Below are 17,227 nucleotides of genomic sequence, written 5' to 3'. Positions count from 1 at the left end.
CCCGCCCGGCGGGGCGATGGGAGGCCCATGACTGGCGCGACACTCCTGCAAGTGGCCCTCGGGGGCGCAATCGGCTCCGTGGGCCGGTATCTTTCCGGTGTGGCGGCCACGTCGCTCTTGGGGCGCGGCTTTCCCTGGGGCACGATCTTCGTCAATGTTCTGGGCTCGTTCCTGATGGGTGTGCTGATCGTGGTTCTGGCCAAGAAGGGCGGCACGCCCTTCGCGCCGTTCTTCCAGATCGGTCTTCTGGGCGGCTTCACCACCTTCTCGTCCTTCTCGCTCGATGCGATGACGCTGTTCGAACGCGGTCAGGCCGAGCTGGCGATCGCCTACGTGGCGGGCTCGCTGATCCTGTCCCTGAGCGCCATCGCGCTCGCCTTTTGGTTGATGCGGAGCCTTCTGACATGAGTGGCGTTCAAACCCTGACAGTCGCGCGCGGCGATGGCGACCAGCGGCTCGACCGCTGGTTCCGGCGGCAGTTTCCCCATGTCTCGCAGGGGCGGATCGAGAAGCTGTGCCGCAAGGGCGAGATCCGGGTCGATGGCGGCCGGGCCAAGCCCGCCACACGGTTGGAAGAGGGCCAGCAGGTGCGGGTGCCGCCGCTGCCCGAGCCGGGTCAGATAGAGGCCGCGCCCAAGCCCAAGGTCTCTGAGGCCGATGCCGAGATGATCCGCAGCTGCGTGATCTTCCGCGACGCCCATATCATCGCGCTGAACAAGCCGCCGGGGCTGCCGGTGCAGGGCGGCAGCGGCCAGGCGCGCCATGTCGACGGCATGGGCGAGGCGCTGCGCTTCGGTTATGACGAAAACCCGCGCCTGGTGCACCGGCTCGACCGCGACACGTCGGGTGTGCTGATCCTCGCGCGGACCCGTGCCGTTGCCAAGGACCTGACCTCTGCCTTCCGTGCCCGCGAGACCCGCAAGATCTACTGGGCCGTGGTGGCGGGCGTGCCGCATCCGCGGATGGGCACGATCCGCTTCGGGCTGGTCAAGGCGCCCGGCCATGGCAGCAAGGGCGAGGGCGAGAAGATGCTCTGCATCCACCCCGCCAAGGTCGATCAGACCGAGGGCGCCAAGCGCGCCACCTCGGATTACGCGGTGCTCTCGGCGCTGGGAACGCGGGCCAGCTGGTGTGCGCTGGTGCCGGTGACGGGCCGCACCCATCAGCTGCGCGCGCATATGGCCGAGATCGGGCATCCCATTGTCGGCGACGGAAAATATGGCGGTTCGGGGCAGGAGAACCTGGGCGAGGGCTGGGGCGCGCAGCTGGGCGGCGAGATCAGCCGCAAGCTGCATCTGCATGCCCGCCACCTGTCGCTGACCCATCCTGTGACCGGTGCGCATCTCAGGCTGACCGCGCCGCTGCCGCCGCATATGAAACGCACCTGGGAGATGCTCGGCTGGTCCGAGTCCGATGTCCCGCTTGACCCGTTCGAGGAGCTGGAATGACCGCCCGCCGCCTTGCGATCTTCGATGTCGACGGCACCCTTGTCGACAGTCAGGCCCATATCGCGGGCGCGATGGAAGCGGCCTTCGCGGCCGAGGGTCTGGCCGTGCCGCCTCATGCCGAGGTGCTGGGCGTCGTCGGCCTGTCTCTGCCGCTGGCGATCGAGGCGCTGGCGCCGGGGCTCGGGCCCGACCGGCGTGGCCGCATGGTCGAGGCCTACCGGCAGTCCTTCTTCTCGCTCAGGGCGGGGCAGTCGGCCTCGCCGCTCTTTCCCGGCGCGGCCGCGGCGCTCGACGCGCTTCTGGCGGTCGACGGGATGGAACTGGGCATCGCCACCGGCAAGTCGCGGCGCGGGCTCGACGCGATTCTCGCGTCGCATGGGCTGGCGGGTCATTTCGCGACCCGGCAGGTCTCGGACGACCATCCCTCGAAGCCGCATCCCTCGATGGTGCTGGCCGCTCTGGCCGAGACCGGCGTCGCGCCCGACCGGGCGGTGATGATCGGCGATACCGAATTCGACATGGAGATGGGCCGTGCCGCCGGCGTGCGCACCCTGGCCGTGGCCTGGGGGTATCACCCGGCCGACCGGCTGGGCGCGGCCGATGCGGTGGTCGAGCGCTTCGCCGATCTGCCCCGGGCGGTGCTGGCGCTGGTGGGAGAGACGGTATGAGCGAATGGGCGCTGAAACGGTTCTGGACCGAGACGGGCGTGACACCGGCCGAGGCAGGCTTTGCCATCCTGCTTGACGGGCGTCCGGTGAAAACCCCCGCCAAGCGCCCGCTTGCGGTGCCGACCCGCGCCATGGCCGAGGCCGTGGCGGCGGAATGGGATGCACAGGTCGATCAGGTCGCGCCGCTGAGCATGCCGGTCACCCGGGCGGCCAATGCCGCCATCGACAAGGTCCGGGAACAGCAGGCCGAAGTGGCCGAACTCATTGCCGCCTATGGGGAAAGCGACCTGCTTTGCCATCGCGCCGAGAGCCCTGCGGGGCTGGTCAGCCGCCAGGCCGAGAGCTGGGACCCGCTGCTGGCCTGGGCCGCCGCCACGCTGGGGGCGCCGCTGGAACCCACCCGGGGCGTGATCCCCCGGCCGCAGCCCGCCGAAAGCCTCACGCGGCTGCGGACCCGCGTCGCCGGGTTCGACGCTTTCGAGCTGACCGCGCTTCATGATCTGGTCGGGCTGTCGGGCTCGCTGGTGATCGGGCTTGCCGCGGCCGAGGGGATCGAGGCGCCCGAACGGCTCTGGGAGCTGTCGCGGATCGACGAGACCTGGCAGCAGGAGCAATGGGGCATCGATGCCGAGGCCGCCGAGGTCGCGGCGGCGCGGCGGCGCGACTTCCTGCAGGCGCGCCGTTTCCTCAATCTTGCGCGCGCATCGCTCTGATGCTCTCGCTTTGCGCCGCACCGCGTAAATCGTGAGCAGGCGGCGACGATTCTATCCCAATGGTTGTGCGATGCGCACGGCATCTCCTGTGCACTTGACCTGACGGCGGTATTTTGCCCAGACTTGAGGCGCTGAGGGGATTGGGGTCTCTCATTGCCATGCCCCTGCGTGCCGGGGGACCGATAAGCCGTATGAACGGACCGATATTCAGAAGAGGTGAAAATGAAGAAATCCGTTATTCTCGGCGCGCTGACCGTGGCCGCCTGCGCCGCGGCGGCGGCGGGCGCGGCTACGCTCGATGATGTCAAGGCGCGCGGCAAGCTCAACTGCGGGACCAATACCGGCCTTGTCGGTTTTGCGGCGCCCGATGCGAATGGCGACTGGCAGGGCTTCGACGTGGCGGTCTGTCGCGCCGTTGCTGCCGCCGTGCTGGGGGATTCCTCGGCCGTCGAATTCGTTCCCACGACCGGCAAGACCCGGTTCACCGCCCTGGCCTCGGGCGAAATCGACATATTGGCGCGCAACACCACCTGGACCTTCTCGCGCGATGTCGACCTCAAATTCACCTTCGTGGGCGTCAATTATTACGACGGCCAGGGCTTCATGGTGCCGAAGGCGCTAGGCGTCAGCTCGGCCAAGGAACTCGACGGCGCCACCGTCTGCATCCAGACCGGGACCACGACAGAGCTGAACCTCGCGGATTTCTTCCGCGTCAACAACATCTCCTACGAGCCGGTCCCTATCGAGACCAACGAACAGGCCCAGCAGCAATATCTGGCCGGGGCCTGTGACGTCTACACCACCGATGCCTCGGGTCTGGCCGCGACGCGCGCCACCTTCGAGGACCCCTCGGCGCATGTGGTCCTGCCCGAGATCATCTCGAAGGAGCCGCTGGGCCCGCTGGTGCGCCATGGCGATGATGAATGGGCGGATATCGTCCGCTGGACTCTGAACGCGCTGATCGCCGCCGAGGAATATGGCGTGACCTCGGCCAATATCGACGAACTGACCGCGACGGTCACCGCCAATCCCGAGATCAACCGTCTGCTCGGCACCGAGGGTGCCCTGGGCGAGATGCTCGGCCTGCCGGCCGACTGGGCGGTCAAGGCGATCAAGGCCGGGGGCAATTACGGCGAACTTTTCGAGAAATATATCGGCCAGAACACCCCGATTGGGCTCGCGCGGGGGCTGAACGCGCAATGGACCGATGGCGGGCTGATGTACGCGCCGCCGTTCCGGTAAGGCAGTTTCGAGGGGCGCGGGACATTCCGCGCCCTTTGCGCATCTGGGAAAGGAAAGACTGGGATCCCGGAGGGGCGCGGCCGTGTCGGTCGGCGCATGGTCCCTCTGTGCCGGGAGGGAGCGACAGGGAGCGCCCGCATGAGCAGCTATCCGGAGGTACCGCGCGAGGCGTTCCGTCTGCGCATGCTGATCTTCGATACCCGCTACAGGTCGCTGACGATCCAGATCGTCACGCTGGCTGGTTTCCTGCTGCTGGTGAGCTGGATGATCAGCAACACCGTGCAGAACCTCGCCGAGCTCGGCAAGCCGATCCGGTTCGACTTCCTCTGGAACCAGGCGCAATATGACATCAACCAGACGCTGATCGCCTATAGCAGCCGCGACACCCATCTCAGGGCCGCCATCGTCGGGCTTCTGAACACGCTGCTGGTGGCCTTTCTCGGCTGCGCGCTGGCCACCGCGATGGGGGTGGTGATCGGGGTGCTGCGGCTGTCGCGCAACTGGCTCGTGGCGCGGCTGATGACGGTCTATGTCGAGATCTTCCGCAACGTGCCGGTCCTGCTCTGGATCCTGTTCTTCATGGCGATCCTGATCGAGAGCCTGCCGCCGCCCAATGCCTTTCGCGGCGCGGATGCCACGGCCTCGATGTTGCTGGGCGACAGCGTGGCGCTGACCAATCGCGGCTTCTACATTCCCGAGCCGCTGTTCTCGCGCAGCCTGGGCGATCTGTCGGTCTTCGGGGCCTTCGGGATCAGCCTGGATCTGCTCGCGGTCCTCGCGGTCCTGGCGGCAGGGCTCTGGGTCTCGGCGCGGATCCGGGCGCGGGCCGAGCGGATCCAGAACCGGACCGGGCTGAGACCCGCGACCTGGTATCTGCGTCTTGGCGTGATCGTGCTGCCGCTTTCGGTCCTGCTGGCAGGGCTGGGCTTTCATCTGGGCTATCCCGAACTGAGAGGCTTCAACTTCCGCGGCGGGATCTACATGCGCAATTCGCTGATCGCGCTCTGGCTTGCGCTCAGCTTCTATACGGCCGCCTTCATCGCCGAGATCGTCCGGGGGGGTATCCTCGCGATCTCGAAGGGCCAGACCGAGGCCGCGGCGGCGCTGGGTCTCCGGCCGAACCGGATCATGTCGCTGGTGATCCTGCCGCAGGCGCTCAGGGTCATCATCCCGCCGCTGATCTCGCAATACCTGAACCTGACCAAGAACTCGTCGCTGGCGATCGCGGTGGGCTACATGGACATCACCGGAACGCTGGGCGGCATCACCATGGGCCAGACCGGGCGCGAGTTGGAATGCGTGCTGCTGATGATGGGGTTCTATCTGGCGATCTCGCTCGCGATCTCGACGGCAATGAACTGGTACGATGCCAGGGTCCGGCTGGTGGAGCGGTGAGGTGAGCGACACCCATTCCCACAGCGCGGCCTTCGCCCGGGGCAGCCTGCTTCCGCCGGAGCCGCCGCCCGCGCGTTCGGTGGGGGCTGTCGGATGGCTGCGCCAGAACCTGTTCTCATCCTGGTTGAATGCGGCGCTGACGCTGTTGTCGCTGGCGCTGCTGACATGGCTTCTGGCCGCGGTCCTGCCCTGGATCGTCCAGTCCAGCTGGACCGCCAGTTCGCTGTCCGAATGCCGCGCGCAGATCAGGACGGCATTCGGCCCCGAGGCCAGCGGCGCCTGCTGGGCGGTGATCCGCGAACGCTGGGCGCAACTGGTCTTCGGCTTCTACCCGTCCGAGATCTACTGGCGTCCGGTCCTGGCCTTCGGCATCGCGCTGGGCGGGATGGCGCCGGTGCTGTTTCCCGGCGTTCCGCGCAGGGCGCTGTATCTGTCAGTGGCGGCGCCCTTCCTCGTGCCCTGGTTGCTCTGGGGCGGAACGGTCTGGCTGCCGGTCGCGGTGGCGCTGGGCTTTGCCCTCGGCTATGTCGCCTACCGGATCGTCGATGCGGTGGCGGGCACGCTCCCCGGCACGATCGCGGCCGCGCTGGTGCCGGTCCTGTGGTGGCTCTGGCTGGCAGGCCCGGCCGCCGGGCAGCTGCAGGCGGTTCTGCCGCTGGGGATCGAGCCTGTCTCCAGCCGTGATTTCGGCGGCTTCATGCTGTCGATCACCATCGGCGTGACGGCGATCACGCTGTCTCTGCCTTTCGGCATCCTGCTGGCGCTGGGCCGGCAATCGCGGATGTTCATCGTCAAGTCGCTTTGCGTCGGTGTCATCGAGTTCGTCCGTGGCGTGCCGCTGATCACGCTGCTTTTCGTGGCCTGGCTTCTGCTCAACTATTTCATGCCGCCGGATACCAATTTCGACATCGTCCTGCGCGTCATCATCATGGTCACGCTGTTCGCCTCGGCCTATGTCGCCGAGGTGATCCGGGGCGGGCTCGCGGCGCTGCCACGGGGCCAGTACGAGGCGGCCGATGCGCTCGGGCTCGATTACTGGAAGGCGCAGCGGCTGATCGTCATGCCGCAGGCGCTGAAGATTTCGATTCCCGGGATCGTCTCGACCTTCATCGGCGTCTTCAAGGATACCACGCTGGTCTCGATCATCGGCCTGCTCGATCCGGTCGGCTTCTCGAACTCGATCCGGGCCGATGTCAACTGGAACGGCATCGTCTGGGAGCTTTACGGCTTCATCGCAGCGCTGTTCTTCGTCTTCTGTTTCTCCATGTCCCGCTACTCGATGTATCTGGAGCGCAGGCTCCGGACCGAGCGCCGCTGAGGAGGTCCCGCCATGTCTGACTCCATGTCCGGCCCCATCACCGACCGGTCCCGGCCGACTTCGTCGGATGAGATCGCCATCGATATCGTCGGCATGAACAAGTGGTACGGGGCCTTCCACGTGCTGCGCGACATCAACCTGACGATCTGCAAGGGCGAGCGCATCGTTGTCTGCGGCCCCTCGGGCTCGGGCAAGTCGACCCTGATCCGCTGCATCAACCGGCTCGAGGAACACCAGGCGGGCAGGATCGTGGTCGAGGGGATCGAGCTGACCAATGACCTCAAGCATATCGATCAGGTCCGCTCCGAGGTCGGGATGGTGTTTCAGCATTTCAACCTCTTCCCGCATCTGACGATCCTGGAAAACTGTACGCTGGCGCCGATCTGGGTGCGCAAGGTGCCGAAAAGGGAGGCGGTGGAGACCGCCATGTCCTATCTCGAAAAGGTCTGCATCCCCGAACAGGCCAATAAATATCCGGGCCAGTTGTCGGGCGGTCAGCAGCAGCGGGTCGCCATCGCGCGCGCGCTCTGCATGCGGCCGAACATCATGCTGTTCGACGAACCGACCTCGGCGCTCGATCCCGAGATGATCAAGGAGGTGCTCGACACCATGATCGCGCTTGCCGAAGAGGGCATGACGATGATCTGCGTCACCCATGAGATGGGCTTTGCCCGGCAGGTGGCGAACCGGGTGATCTTCATGGATCAGGGGCAGATCGTCGAGCAGAACGCGCCCGAGGCCTTCTTCAACACTCCGCAATCGGATCGCACCAGTCTGTTTCTCAGCCAGATCCTCGGTCACTGAGCCTAAGGGCCGCGACGGCGCGGGAGAATGTCCTCCCGCGCCGCCCGTTCAGGCCTCCCGCCGCAGCCGCAGCGTTTCGAAGGGCAGCCCCTCATCGTCCTGCGGCCGACGCGAAACCTCGGTAAAGCCGAGCCCGCGATAGAAGGCGCAGGCGCGGGGATTGGCGCTGTAGACCTCGAGCTCCAGCGTGCCCTTCAGCCCGGCCGCATGGGCGACGAGCCTGCGCCCTATGCCCCGGCCCTGCCGGTCGGGGGCCACGAAAAGACCGCCGATGAACGCCCCCAGAAGGCCGATGAAGCCCAGGGGACGGTCCTGCATACAGGCCAGCCAGAGCTCTGAGCCGGGCAGGTATTGCGTTTCGATCAGCCTTCGCTGGGCGCGCAGCCTGTCCTCGCCGAGAAAGCCATGAGCCTCGCGCGAGGCGGCGTACCAGATCTCCGAAAGCCGGGCATGATCGCCCGGCCGCGGCGCGCGGATGAGGATGTCGGATTGTGTCATCTGTAAGTCCGAAAGTTGGATATGCGTTTTGAGCGGGCCCGGTTGCCGGGCGCCGGGGCGAACCGCGTCCTGCGGTGTCACGACTGATCGCTGCGCATATCTCTCCTTCTTCCGTCGGGACTCAGAATGGCCCCTGCGCCGCCCGGGTGCAAGCCCTGTCCCGAGCTGTCGGCTTTGCGCGACGGACCTGTCGTCTTCCGGACATGCCACAAGGGAATGACGCGGTTTCAATGCTCTGGTCGTGGCATGGAACCTGCTTCCTGCGGAGTGGAGACGTGCGACCGGTTCGAACCGACATCCGCCCTCCGCCCGTTCGCAGGACGGAGGGCCCAAGCCAAGGACGGATACGACATGGCGATCATCACCTTTACCTCTCCGCAGATGCACAAGGACAAGAAGGTCTATGGCGTGGCGGGCGACACCCGGACGATCCTCGCGCTGGCCGAGGATAACAGAATCCCGATTCCCTTCGACTGCCGCGACGGGAATTGCGGCTCCTGCCTGATCGAGGTCAGCTATGACAATCCCGCCGACAAGAAGGCGATCATGCTGACCGACAAGGAAAAGCAGAAGCTGAAGGAGCTGGGCAAGCTGACCGGGCAGGAAATCGAGGATGCCGAGGTGCGGGACATGCCGCCGCGCTATCGTCTGGCCTGCCAGTTCATCGCTCGCGACGAGGATGTCACCGTCAGCTTCAGCGGCACGCCGGGGGGCGCCGACTGACCCTGCATGTCACGGCCGCGGCGGCGCCCTGCCGTCGCCGCGGGATCAGCCGTCAAGCTGCTTGGGCGTGATGAAATCGACCAGCCGGCCGGTTCCGAACTCGACCTCTGTCCAGTCGCCCAGCTCGAATTCCGCGACCAGCGTGGCGCAGGTGGGAAAGCTTGCAAAGCGCGGCAGCTCGGGCGGGGCATCCAGCAGGCGTGCCGCGAATTCCGCGATGCCGGGATTGTGGCCCAGCATCAGCACCGGCGAGGCCGCGCAATTGTTCAGTGTCTCCAGCATCCGCTCGGCCGGTGCCTGATAAAGCGCGGGATCGCGGCGCATGACGGTGGATTCGCCCAGCAGGGGTGCCATCCGGTCCCAGGTTTCCAGCGTGCGGCAGGAGGTGGAGCTGACCACTTCGGCCGGCACATGACCGCGCCCGGCCAGCCAGCGGCCGATCTTCGGCGCCGCCTCGCGGCCGCGCGCATTGAGCGGACGGTCATGGTCGTCCTCGCTCGGGTCGTCCCAGCTCGATTTCGCATGTCGGACGAGGATCAGGCGCAAACTCATCGGCAGGCGGCTTTGCTTGTCGCGGGTCGGGGGCATCCTGTCACAGCCTGTCGCTTCCGGCCAGCGGGTTCGGCGTCAGGGACGCGGCGCTCGGATCAGGGACCCCGCCCCGTGATCGGTGAAAAGCTCCAGAAGGCAGGCATTGGGCGCACGACCGTCGAGGATGACCACCGCGCGCACGCCCCCCTCGATCGCCGACAAAGCGGTTTCGGTCTTCGGGATCATGCCGCCCGCGATCACGCCCGAGGCGGTCATCTCGCGGATATTGTCGGGGCTCAGCTCGGTCACGACGCGGCCCGAGGCATCCTTGACGCCGGCGACATCGGTCAGCAGCAGCAGCCGGTCGGCCTTCAGCGCCGCGGCGATGGCGCCCGCGGCGGTGTCGCCGTTGATGTTGAAGGTCTCGCCCGCGCGCCCGGCGCCGAGCGGCGCCACGACCGGGATCATTCCCGCGGCAAAGAGCTGGTGCAGCACCTCGGGATTCACCTCGGCAGGCGCCCCGACAAAGCCGAGCGCCGGATCTGCCTGGTCGCAGACGATCAGCCCCGCATCCTTGCCCGAGAGCCCGACCGCCTTGCCGCCCTGATCGTTGATGGCCTGGGTGATGCGCTTGTTGACCCGTCCCGAGAGCACCATCTCGACCACCTCGACGGTGGCGGCATCGGTCACCCGCTTGCCCTTGACGAAGTCCGACACGACGCCGAGCCGCGCCAGCATCTCGTTGATCATCGGCCCGCCGCCATGGACGATCACCGGGTTCACGCCGACCTGCCGCATCAGCACCACGTCGCGGGCGAAGCTCTCCATCTCGGCATCGTTGCCCATGGCATGGCCGCCGAACTTTATGACGACGATGGCGCCGGTATAGCGCTGAAGATAGGGCAGCGCCTCGGACAATGTCCGGGCGGTGGCGATCCAGTCGCGATTCATGGCCGTCTGTCTTCTCATGCTGCGGGTCCGTTTGGTGAACTTCTGTTAGCGCCTGCGCGTCCGCAGGCCAAGGGTGATTGTCTTTTGGCATGTCGGGCTTACGTTGATCACGCCGCAGAACGGGAAAGGTGCGATGGAACAGAAGGTAATGTTGCTGACCGGGGCAAGCCGGGGCATCGGGCATGCGACGGTCAAGCGCTTTTCGGCCGAAGGCTGGCGGGTTCTGACCTGTTCGCGCCAGCCCTTCGACTCGCGCTGCCCCTGGCCCGGCGGTGCCGAGAACCATATCCAGATCGACCTGGCCGACCCGGCCATGACCAAGCGCGCCATCGAGGTCGTGCGCGGCAAGCTGACCGGGGGCAAGCTGCATGCACTGGTCAACAATGCCGGGATCTCGCCCAAGACCGAGGAGGGCGGGCGGCTCAACACGCTTGAAACCGACATGCGGACCTGGGGCATGGTCTTCAACGTGAACTTCTTCGCCTCGATCGTGCTGGCGCGCGGGCTGCAGGACGAGCTGGCCGCCGCAAAGGGGGCCATCGTCAACGTGACCTCGATAGCGGGCAGTCGCGTGCATCCTTTCGCAGGCGCGGCCTATGCGACGTCCAAGGCCGCTCTGGCGGCGCTGACCCGCGAGATGGCGCATGATTTCGGTCCCCTGGGCGTCCGGGTGAACGCCATCGCGCCCGGCGAGGTCGAAACCTCGATCCTCAGCCCCGGCACCGAGAAGATCGTCGAGGGCCTGCCGCTGCGCCGTCTGGGTCAGCCCGAGGAAGTGGCGAGCGTCATCCATTTCCTTTGTTCGGAAGAGGCCAGCTACGTCACCGGGACCGAGATCGAGGTGAATGCCGGCCAGCACGTCTGAGCCGGCCGCAAGGCGGGCATGACAAGACGGGCATAAACAGGATGGGCCATGAAACCGGCCGGGACCCTAGGCGATGCCCTCGATGATCGCGCGCAGGGTCGCGATCCCGTCGCCCTTTTCGGATGAGGTCAGCACGATCTCGGGGAAGGCGGCCGGGTGGCGCGCCAGCGCGGCCCGGACCTGGGTCAGAACCTTGTCGCGCTCGGCGGCCTTCACCTTGTCGGCCTTGGTCAGCACCGTCTGGAAGGTTACGGCCGCCCCGTCGAGCAGCTTCATGATCTCCTCGTCGACCGGTTTCACCCCGTGGCGCGCGTCGATCAGCACGAAGGCCCGGCGCAGGGTCTGCCGCCCGGCCAGATAGGCCTTGAGCAGGCGCTGCCATTTCTCGACCACCTTCAGCGGCGCCTCGGCATAGCCATAGCCCGGCAGGTCGACGAGGTAATGGCTTTCGCCCAGCGTGAAATAGTTGATCTCCTGCGTCCGGCCGGGCGTGTTCGAGGCCCGCGCCAGCCCCTTGCGTCCGGTCAGCGCGTTGATCAGGCTCGACTTGCCGACATTCGAGCGCCCGGCAAAGCACAGCTCGGGCCGGTCGGCGGGCGGCAGCCCGTCCATCGCGACCACGCCCTTGAGGAACTCGACGGGCCCTGCGAAGAGCTTGCGCCCGCGTTCGGCGGCCTCGGCATCGGGTTCGGGCGTCAGGGGGAAGGGAAGGGGGGTCATAGCGCCTCCACAGCGTCGCCAAGGGCCACGCGACCGCCCTCGATCACCTCGGCATAGACGCCGAATTGCTTGTGCCCCCAGCCGGCCTGCAGCGCGCCCAGCGTGTCGGCGTCGCGTTCGCCGGTTTCGGGGTTGGCGGTTGTCGCCATGCAGCGGGTGATGCGCTCGCGCATCTCGATTACCGCCCGGCCCAGCCGGATCTTCCGCCCGATCCAGTCGAACTCGGCGAAGGGGGCGAGCCCCTCGATCCAGAAATTGCCGCGAAAGCGCAGCGGCGACAGGCTCTGGCCGAGTTTCTCGGACAGCGCCTGGAGCGAGGCGAGCCCCAGCAGGCTGACCGAGGGAAAGGCGCTGTCGGTCATGCCGCGCCCGGGCACCCGGACGATCCGGGTCGAGGCCGCGCGGTCTGCGGGCATCAGGGGGCGGACCCAGTCGATCAGGGCCGAGCCCTCGCTGTCGGGAGAGAATGTCAGATCCGGCCGGTCGGGATGGGTCAGGGTGATCTGCCCCGCCGCCTCGTTCAGCCGCGCGCCGATGGCCATCAGCTGCGGCGCCTTCGCCCCGCGCGAGAAATTCGCGCAGGGCGCCCAGCCGGTTCCATCCGTCCGCGACGCCTCATGCGCCACGGCCCAGGTGCGGTCCCAGGGCAGGGTCCGGCCGGCCTCGAGCTCCACCGTCTCCAGCGCCTCGGCGCCGTGGCCCTTGATCGGGTGGCGATAGATCCGGGCCAGCCGTGCCGTCATTTGTGCTCCGGTTCCGGCTTCTTCTTGCGGAAGCTCGACCTGATATTGCCCAGCACGTCGGGGTGATAGCCGTGGATGCGCATGATCGCATATTGCTGGATGAAGGTGATCGTGTTGTTGCAGATCCAGTACAGCACCAGCCCGCTGGCAAAGTTGCCCAGCATGAACATGAACACCCAGGGCAGCCAGGCGAAGACCATGGCCTGCGTCGGATCGGTGGGCGTCGGGTTCAGCTTCTGCTGCAGCCACATCGAGATCCCCAGCAGGATCGGCAGCACGCCGAGCGACAGGATCGCGAAGAACGAGCCCGGTTCCGGCGGCGCGTAGGGCAGCAGGCCGAACAGGTTCAGGATCGAGGACGGATCGGGCGCCGAGAGGTCATGGATCCAGCCGATCCAGGGCGCGTGGCGCAGCTCGATGGTGACGAAGATCACCTTGTAGAGCGAGAAGAAGATCGGGATCTGCACGAAGAGCGGCAGACAGCCCGCGGCCGGGTTGACCTTCTCTTTCTTGTAGAGCGCCATCATCTCCTGCTGCAGCTTCTGGCGGTCGTCGCCGCAGCGCTCCTTCAGCTCCTCCATCTTGGGCTGAAGTTCCTTCATCTTGGCCATCGAGCTGTAGGACTTGTAGGCCAGCGGCAGCACGATCGCCTTGATGATGACGGTCAGAAGGATGATCGACCAGCCCATCGAGCCCGGCACGCCAAGGCCGGACATCGCCCCGTTCAGCCAGTGCAGCACGCGGAAGATGGGTTTCGTGAAGAAGAAGAACCAGCCCCAGTCGATCGAGTCGATGAAGCGGAAGATGCCGTCATCCTTCTGGTAATGGTGGATCGTCTCCCATTCCTTGGCGCCGGCGAACAGCATGGTCGAGGTGCCTTCGGTAGCACCGGCAGCGACGGTCACGACCGGCAGCCGCGCCTCGACCTGGTAGATGTCGGGGCCCTGGACATATTTGGCGACCGAAGTGAAGGGCTGACCGGGTTCCGGGATCAGCGTGGTCATCCAGTACTTGTCGGTAAAGCCGATCCAGCCGTTCTCCTGAACGTCGGTGACCTCGGCATTGGCCCGCTCGCGCTCGACATAATCCATGTCGGGCATCTTCTTGTACTTGATCTCTTCCAGCTCGTCGTCGGTCTGCCGGACGACACCCTCGTGCAGGATGTAGAACCGGCTGCCCTCGGGCTGGCCATGGCGGGCGACGATGCCATAGGGGGCAAGGCGCACGGCATCGCCGGTGGCGTTCTCGACGCTCTGCTCGACGGTGAACATGTAGTTCTCGTCGATGCTGATGGTGCGGTGGAAGGTCAGGCCCTTGCCATTGTCCCAGTGCATCGAGACCGGGGTTCCGACGGTCAGCGCGTCATTGCCGTCAAGCGTCCAGAGCGTGTTGGCACCGGGCACGTCCTCATAGCCGAGGCTGCCTGCGGGTGCCCAGCCGTAAAGCGCGTAATAGGGGCGCTCGGTCCCGACCGGTTCCAGCAGCGACACCAGCGGCGAGTCCGGATCGAGCGTCTCGTGATAGCCTTTCAGCGACAGCCGGTCGATGCGGCCGCCCAGCAGCGAGATCGAGCCGGTCAGGCGGGGCGTCTCGATCGAGAGCCGGGGCGCCTCGGCGGCCAGCGAGGGCGCGGCGGTTTCGGGTGTACTGGGCGCGCCGCTGCCCGGCAGCGCCGGGGGGGCGACGGCCAGGTCGGGCGTGGTCGCACCGCTGCCGGTCTGCTCCGTCGTCGTGACGGCGTCCTGTTCGGTGACCGGCGCCTGCTGTTCCGGCGGGAACAGCAGGAACCATCCGAGGATCACCAGGAAGCTGAGCGCCGTTGCGAGTATGAGATTCTTGTTCTGATCGTCCATGGCAGACCGCCACCCCGTCCTTTGAAAGGTGTGGCTGCTTCAACAGATTGAGGCCGGTGAGGTCAAGTCGTTTTGCCGACGCACGGGGTTTGGGGGCAGTGCCCGCCTCTGGCATCTGCCCGTATTCGCCCCCGCCGGTCGCCCCTTGCGGACATCCCGTGGGGGTATTTTGACCAAGAAGAAGTCATATCGCTGCTTCTTCTTGGAAAAATACCCGATTTCCCGACCTCGCCACGGGCGCGGGGTCGGGGAAAGGTCAGCCCGTTGCGGACTCGCCGGGCGCGATGTCGGAGGGCGTGCCGGTTTCCCGCACCAGACCCGCGAAGTCGAAGAGCGCCGGGTCAAGCAGATGTGAGGGGCGCACATGCATCAGCGCGCGAAACATCTTCTGGCGGCGCCCGGGATGGTTGGTCTCCCACTGGTCGAGCATCGCCTTGACCTGCATGCGCTGCAGCCCGTCCTGGCTGCCGCAGAGATCGCAGGGGATGATCGGATAATCCATGGCCCGGGCGAAGCGCGCGCAATCGGCCTCGGCGACATGGGCCAGCGGGCGGTAGACGAAGAGATCGCCCTCCTCGTTCACCAGCTTCGGCGGCATCGTCGCCAGCCGTCCGCCATGGAAGAGGTTCAGCAGGAAGGTTTCCAGGATGTCGTCGCGGTGATGGCCCAGGACCACGGCCGAACAGCCTTCTTCGCGCGCGATCCGGTAGAGATTGCCGCGCCGGAGCCGCGAGCAGAGCGCGCAATAGGTCCGGCCCTGGGGCACCTTGTCCATGACGATGGAATAGGTGTCCTGATACTCGATCCGGTGCGGCACGCCCATCTTTTCCAGAAATGCGGGCAGCACGGTCGCCGGAAATCCCGGCTGGCCCTGGTCGAGATTGCAGGCCAGAAGCTCGACCGGCAGCAACCCGCGCCATTTCAATTCGTAAAGCGCGGCCAGCAGCGTGTAGCTGTCCTTGCCGCCTGAGAGGCAGACCAGCCAGCGTGCGCCGCGCTCGATCATCCCGTATTGCTCGATGGCCTCGCGGGTGTCGCGGATGATCCGCTTGCGCAGCTTCTTGAACTCGGTGGTCGAGGGGGCGCCGTGGAACAGCGGATGGATATCGTCGGGCTCGTCGGACATGGCTGAGCCTATGCCAGATTGCCCGCCGCCGGGGAAGCGGAAAGGCGGCCTCTCTTTCGTGCTCTGGCAGTGAAATTTCGGAAGGTTGTTCCCGCGCCGCGAAGCAAGCCTGCAAGCCGCCAGACGCCAGCCCGGGCCCCGCAGCGAGGCGCAGCCTTCATCGGAATTCCCGCCTCACTGTCTATGGTCGGAAACAGATCGTCGCCCGCGTCGCCGCTGGTCGGGGCGTGACCCGATTGGCACAAGTTCTCGGCCTGTCTTTCGGCACGTGGGGCAAGTGGCTGGCCCGGTTCCGCGAGACGGAGCTCGGGCGCCTCAGGATCGGCCGCGCTCTCTGCGCCAGGTGAGCGCGCGCCTGCTGCGGTGCCTTATCGGCCCGACCCGCTTGCGGGCGATGGCTGCATCTCACCGGCGCCGCCATCCTCCGCATGCGGGGTCCGCCGCAGTCGCCGGTGGCTGACCCGGAGCGGGCTTTTTCGGCTGGCGGCGGGCGGGGGCTCTGCCCATGTCTCAGGACCCGGCTTGCCCATGCCGGGTTGCAGTCGGACACGCGCAGGGTCATTATCCCCGGCATCCTGCTGCGTGTCCTGCGCGGGGCCCGCGGGCCGGGCATGAAGGCCGAGCCTGTGATGGCGGGCAACGGCGGCGCCTGCCGCTTGCGCCGGTTCCGCAAGGCGCCGGGCTCGCCGGGTATCCGCCTCCTCTACACGCAGCCCTTCATGCCAAAGCCAAATGGCAAGGGCCGGGCGCGTCTGTCGGAAGAGCGGTCCTCCGGATTCGTGTCCTTGCCCGGCTGGCTCCGAACCCTTCTGCGCGACTGGGGCTATGGGCTTGCACATCCTTTCTCGGTGATGCGTAGTGCTCGCGCGAGCCGTTCGCCTCCCGAGGCCGCAGTCAGCCCTCAGCAGATTGCCCCCGCTAAAGGGGCTGAGCAACCGCATGGGAAGCCAGAGCTAGCGCTTCGCGCCGGGTTTCGGCGGGACCGGGTCGTAGCCGCAGCCGCCCCAGGGGTTGCAGCGCAGGATGCGCCAGAGCGCGAGTGCCCCGCCGCGAAGCGCGCCATGGGTCTCGAGCGCTTCGAGTGCATAGGCCGAGCAGGTCGGTTGATAGCGGCAGTTGAAGCCGATCCAGGGCGACAGCACCATCCGGTAGGCCTGGATGGGAAGGGCAAGCAGGCGGGCGAGAGGGCTCATGACCGATCTGCATGCAGGCGTTCGAGCGCCCGGCGCAGGTCGGCGCTCAGGGCTGCGAAATCGCGGCTTGCGGTCGTGACCGGCCGTCCGATCAGCACGTAATCCCAGCCCGGGAGGCCATGGTCGGGCAGCTCGGCTCGGGCGATCTCGCGCAGGCGACGCTTGGCGCGGTTGCGCGCGACGGCATTGCCGACCTTCTTCGAGCAGGTGAAGCCGATCCGGATGCCGCCCTCGGGCGCCTCGCTTCGGCGCCGGGCCTGCAGCGTGAAGGCAGGGGCCGATTGCCGTCTTGCCCGCGCCGCAAGCAGGAAATCGGCGCGGCGGGACAGGACTGTCAGGCATGACGACGCCGCCGGAGAAGCTTTGGTACACTCCGATGGTTCGGAGGCACCGTTCATCCCCGGCGGCATCATGTCGTCATCGCCCTCAGGCGTGC

20 protein-coding genes are annotated in these 17,227 nt (G+C 66.8%); 11 read left to right on the top strand and 9 right to left on the bottom strand.

Annotated elements, in window-relative coordinates; genetic code table 11:
- Positions 1-27: 27 nt before the first annotated feature.
- The 8 genes from crcB to B5V46_RS16055 all read left to right on the top strand — a co-directional run bounded on the left by crcB (position 28) and on the right by B5V46_RS16055 (position 7,588).
- Positions 28-408, top strand: coding sequence for a fluoride efflux transporter CrcB (crcB, locus tag B5V46_RS16090; RefSeq protein WP_080617537.1), 381 nt, complete (start codon positions 28-30; stop codon positions 406-408).
- On the top strand, positions 405-1,448 hold the full coding sequence (locus tag B5V46_RS16085) for an RluA family pseudouridine synthase (protein ID WP_080617536.1): 1,044 nt from the start codon (positions 405-407) through the stop codon (positions 1,446-1,448). Before crcB ends, B5V46_RS16085 begins: the two co-directional genes overlap by 4 nt.
- Positions 1,445-2,116 carry an HAD-IA family hydrolase gene (locus B5V46_RS16080; RefSeq protein ID WP_080617535.1) on the top strand — a complete coding sequence of 224 codons (672 nt, stop codon included), beginning with the start codon at positions 1,445-1,447 and terminating at the stop codon, positions 2,114-2,116. The genes B5V46_RS16085 and B5V46_RS16080 overlap by 4 nt, the downstream gene beginning before the upstream one ends.
- On the top strand, positions 2,113-2,829 hold the full coding sequence (locus B5V46_RS16075; protein WP_080617534.1) for an ATP12 family chaperone protein: 717 nt from the start codon (positions 2,113-2,115) through the stop codon (positions 2,827-2,829). The genes B5V46_RS16080 and B5V46_RS16075 overlap by 4 nt, the downstream gene beginning before the upstream one ends.
- A gap of 222 nt (positions 2,830-3,051) precedes the next feature.
- The gene (locus tag B5V46_RS16070) at positions 3,052-4,071 is read left to right on the top strand and encodes an amino acid ABC transporter substrate-binding protein (protein WP_080617533.1); all 1,020 of its coding nucleotides are present in this window, start codon (positions 3,052-3,054) and stop codon (positions 4,069-4,071) included.
- A 138-nt stretch (positions 4,072-4,209) separates the two neighbouring features.
- Entirely contained in the window at positions 4,210-5,466 is a 1,257-nt protein-coding gene (locus tag B5V46_RS16065) for an amino acid ABC transporter permease (protein WP_080617532.1), read from the top strand.
- Position 5,467: 1 nt separating this feature from the next.
- Positions 5,468-6,784: an amino acid ABC transporter permease gene (locus B5V46_RS16060; RefSeq protein WP_155774101.1), complete on the top strand. Its 1,317-nt coding sequence runs from the start codon at positions 5,468-5,470 to the stop codon at positions 6,782-6,784.
- Positions 6,785-6,796: 12 nt separating this feature from the next.
- Positions 6,797-7,588 (top strand): amino acid ABC transporter ATP-binding protein, encoded by a 792-nt coding sequence (locus B5V46_RS16055; protein ID WP_080617530.1) that lies wholly within the window; start codon positions 6,797-6,799, stop codon positions 7,586-7,588.
- A 48-nt stretch (positions 7,589-7,636) separates the two neighbouring features.
- Here the strand turns inward: B5V46_RS16055 and B5V46_RS16050 are convergent, their stop codons facing one another.
- Positions 7,637-8,086 carry a GNAT family N-acetyltransferase gene (locus tag B5V46_RS16050; protein WP_080617529.1) on the bottom strand — a complete coding sequence of 150 codons (450 nt, stop codon included), beginning with the start codon at positions 8,084-8,086 and terminating at the stop codon, positions 7,637-7,639.
- A gap of 351 nt (positions 8,087-8,437) precedes the next feature.
- Between B5V46_RS16050 and B5V46_RS16045 the strand changes: the two genes are divergently transcribed.
- Entirely contained in the window at positions 8,438-8,809 is a 372-nt protein-coding gene (locus B5V46_RS16045; RefSeq protein ID WP_080617528.1) for a 2Fe-2S iron-sulfur cluster binding domain-containing protein, read from the top strand.
- A 45-nt stretch (positions 8,810-8,854) separates the two neighbouring features.
- Here the strand turns inward: B5V46_RS16045 and B5V46_RS16040 are convergent, their stop codons facing one another.
- The gene (locus B5V46_RS16040; protein ID WP_369822793.1) at positions 8,855-9,397 is read right to left on the bottom strand and encodes a histidine phosphatase family protein; all 543 of its coding nucleotides are present in this window, start codon (positions 9,395-9,397) and stop codon (positions 8,855-8,857) included.
- A gap of 39 nt (positions 9,398-9,436) precedes the next feature.
- Positions 9,437-10,309: an acetylglutamate kinase gene (gene argB / locus B5V46_RS16035; RefSeq protein WP_231119154.1), complete on the bottom strand. Its 873-nt coding sequence runs from the start codon at positions 10,307-10,309 to the stop codon at positions 9,437-9,439.
- 115 nt (positions 10,310-10,424) lie between these two features.
- Between argB and B5V46_RS16030 the strand changes: the two genes are divergently transcribed.
- Positions 10,425-11,156: an SDR family NAD(P)-dependent oxidoreductase gene (locus B5V46_RS16030; protein ID WP_080617526.1), complete on the top strand. Its 732-nt coding sequence runs from the start codon at positions 10,425-10,427 to the stop codon at positions 11,154-11,156.
- Between the two features lie 66 nt (positions 11,157-11,222).
- Here B5V46_RS16030 and yihA read toward each other — a convergent pair whose 3' ends face one another.
- The 4 genes from yihA to ttcA all read right to left on the bottom strand — a co-directional run bounded on the left by yihA (position 11,223) and on the right by ttcA (position 15,598).
- The gene (yihA, locus tag B5V46_RS16025; RefSeq protein WP_080617525.1) at positions 11,223-11,876 is read right to left on the bottom strand and encodes a ribosome biogenesis GTP-binding protein YihA/YsxC; all 654 of its coding nucleotides are present in this window, start codon (positions 11,874-11,876) and stop codon (positions 11,223-11,225) included.
- Complete coding sequence (locus B5V46_RS16020) at positions 11,873-12,619, bottom strand: MOSC domain-containing protein (RefSeq protein WP_080617524.1); 747 nt, start codon at positions 12,617-12,619, stop codon at positions 11,873-11,875. The genes yihA and B5V46_RS16020 overlap by 4 nt, the downstream gene beginning before the upstream one ends.
- The gene (gene yidC, locus B5V46_RS16015; RefSeq protein ID WP_080617523.1) at positions 12,616-14,472 is read right to left on the bottom strand and encodes a membrane protein insertase YidC; all 1,857 of its coding nucleotides are present in this window, start codon (positions 14,470-14,472) and stop codon (positions 12,616-12,618) included. Before yidC ends, B5V46_RS16020 begins: the two co-directional genes overlap by 4 nt.
- A 256-nt stretch (positions 14,473-14,728) precedes the next feature.
- Positions 14,729-15,598, bottom strand: coding sequence for a tRNA 2-thiocytidine(32) synthetase TtcA (ttcA, locus tag B5V46_RS16010; RefSeq protein WP_080617522.1), 870 nt, complete (start codon positions 15,596-15,598; stop codon positions 14,729-14,731).
- 2 nt (positions 15,599-15,600) lie between these two features.
- Between ttcA and B5V46_RS20915 the strand changes: the two genes are divergently transcribed.
- Positions 15,601-15,945, top strand: a complete 345-nt coding sequence (locus B5V46_RS20915; protein WP_080617521.1) for a leucine zipper domain-containing protein — start codon at positions 15,601-15,603, stop codon at positions 15,943-15,945.
- Positions 15,946-16,551: 606 nt separating this feature from the next.
- On the opposite strand, the gene yidD is transcribed toward B5V46_RS20915, so the two are convergent.
- Complete coding sequence (gene yidD / locus B5V46_RS16000) at positions 16,552-16,791, bottom strand: membrane protein insertion efficiency factor YidD (protein ID WP_080617520.1); 240 nt, start codon at positions 16,789-16,791, stop codon at positions 16,552-16,554.
- Entirely contained in the window at positions 16,788-17,201 is a 414-nt protein-coding gene (gene rnpA, locus B5V46_RS15995; protein ID WP_231119317.1) for a ribonuclease P protein component, read from the bottom strand. Before rnpA ends, yidD begins: the two co-directional genes overlap by 4 nt.
- Positions 17,202-17,227: the final 26 nt, after the last annotated feature.

It is taken from the genome of Rhodovulum sp. MB263, from assembly GCF_002073975.1.
GTDB lineage: Bacteria > Pseudomonadota > Alphaproteobacteria > Rhodobacterales > Rhodobacteraceae > Rhodovulum.
This window is presented reverse-complemented; position numbering and strand designations above follow the sequence as displayed.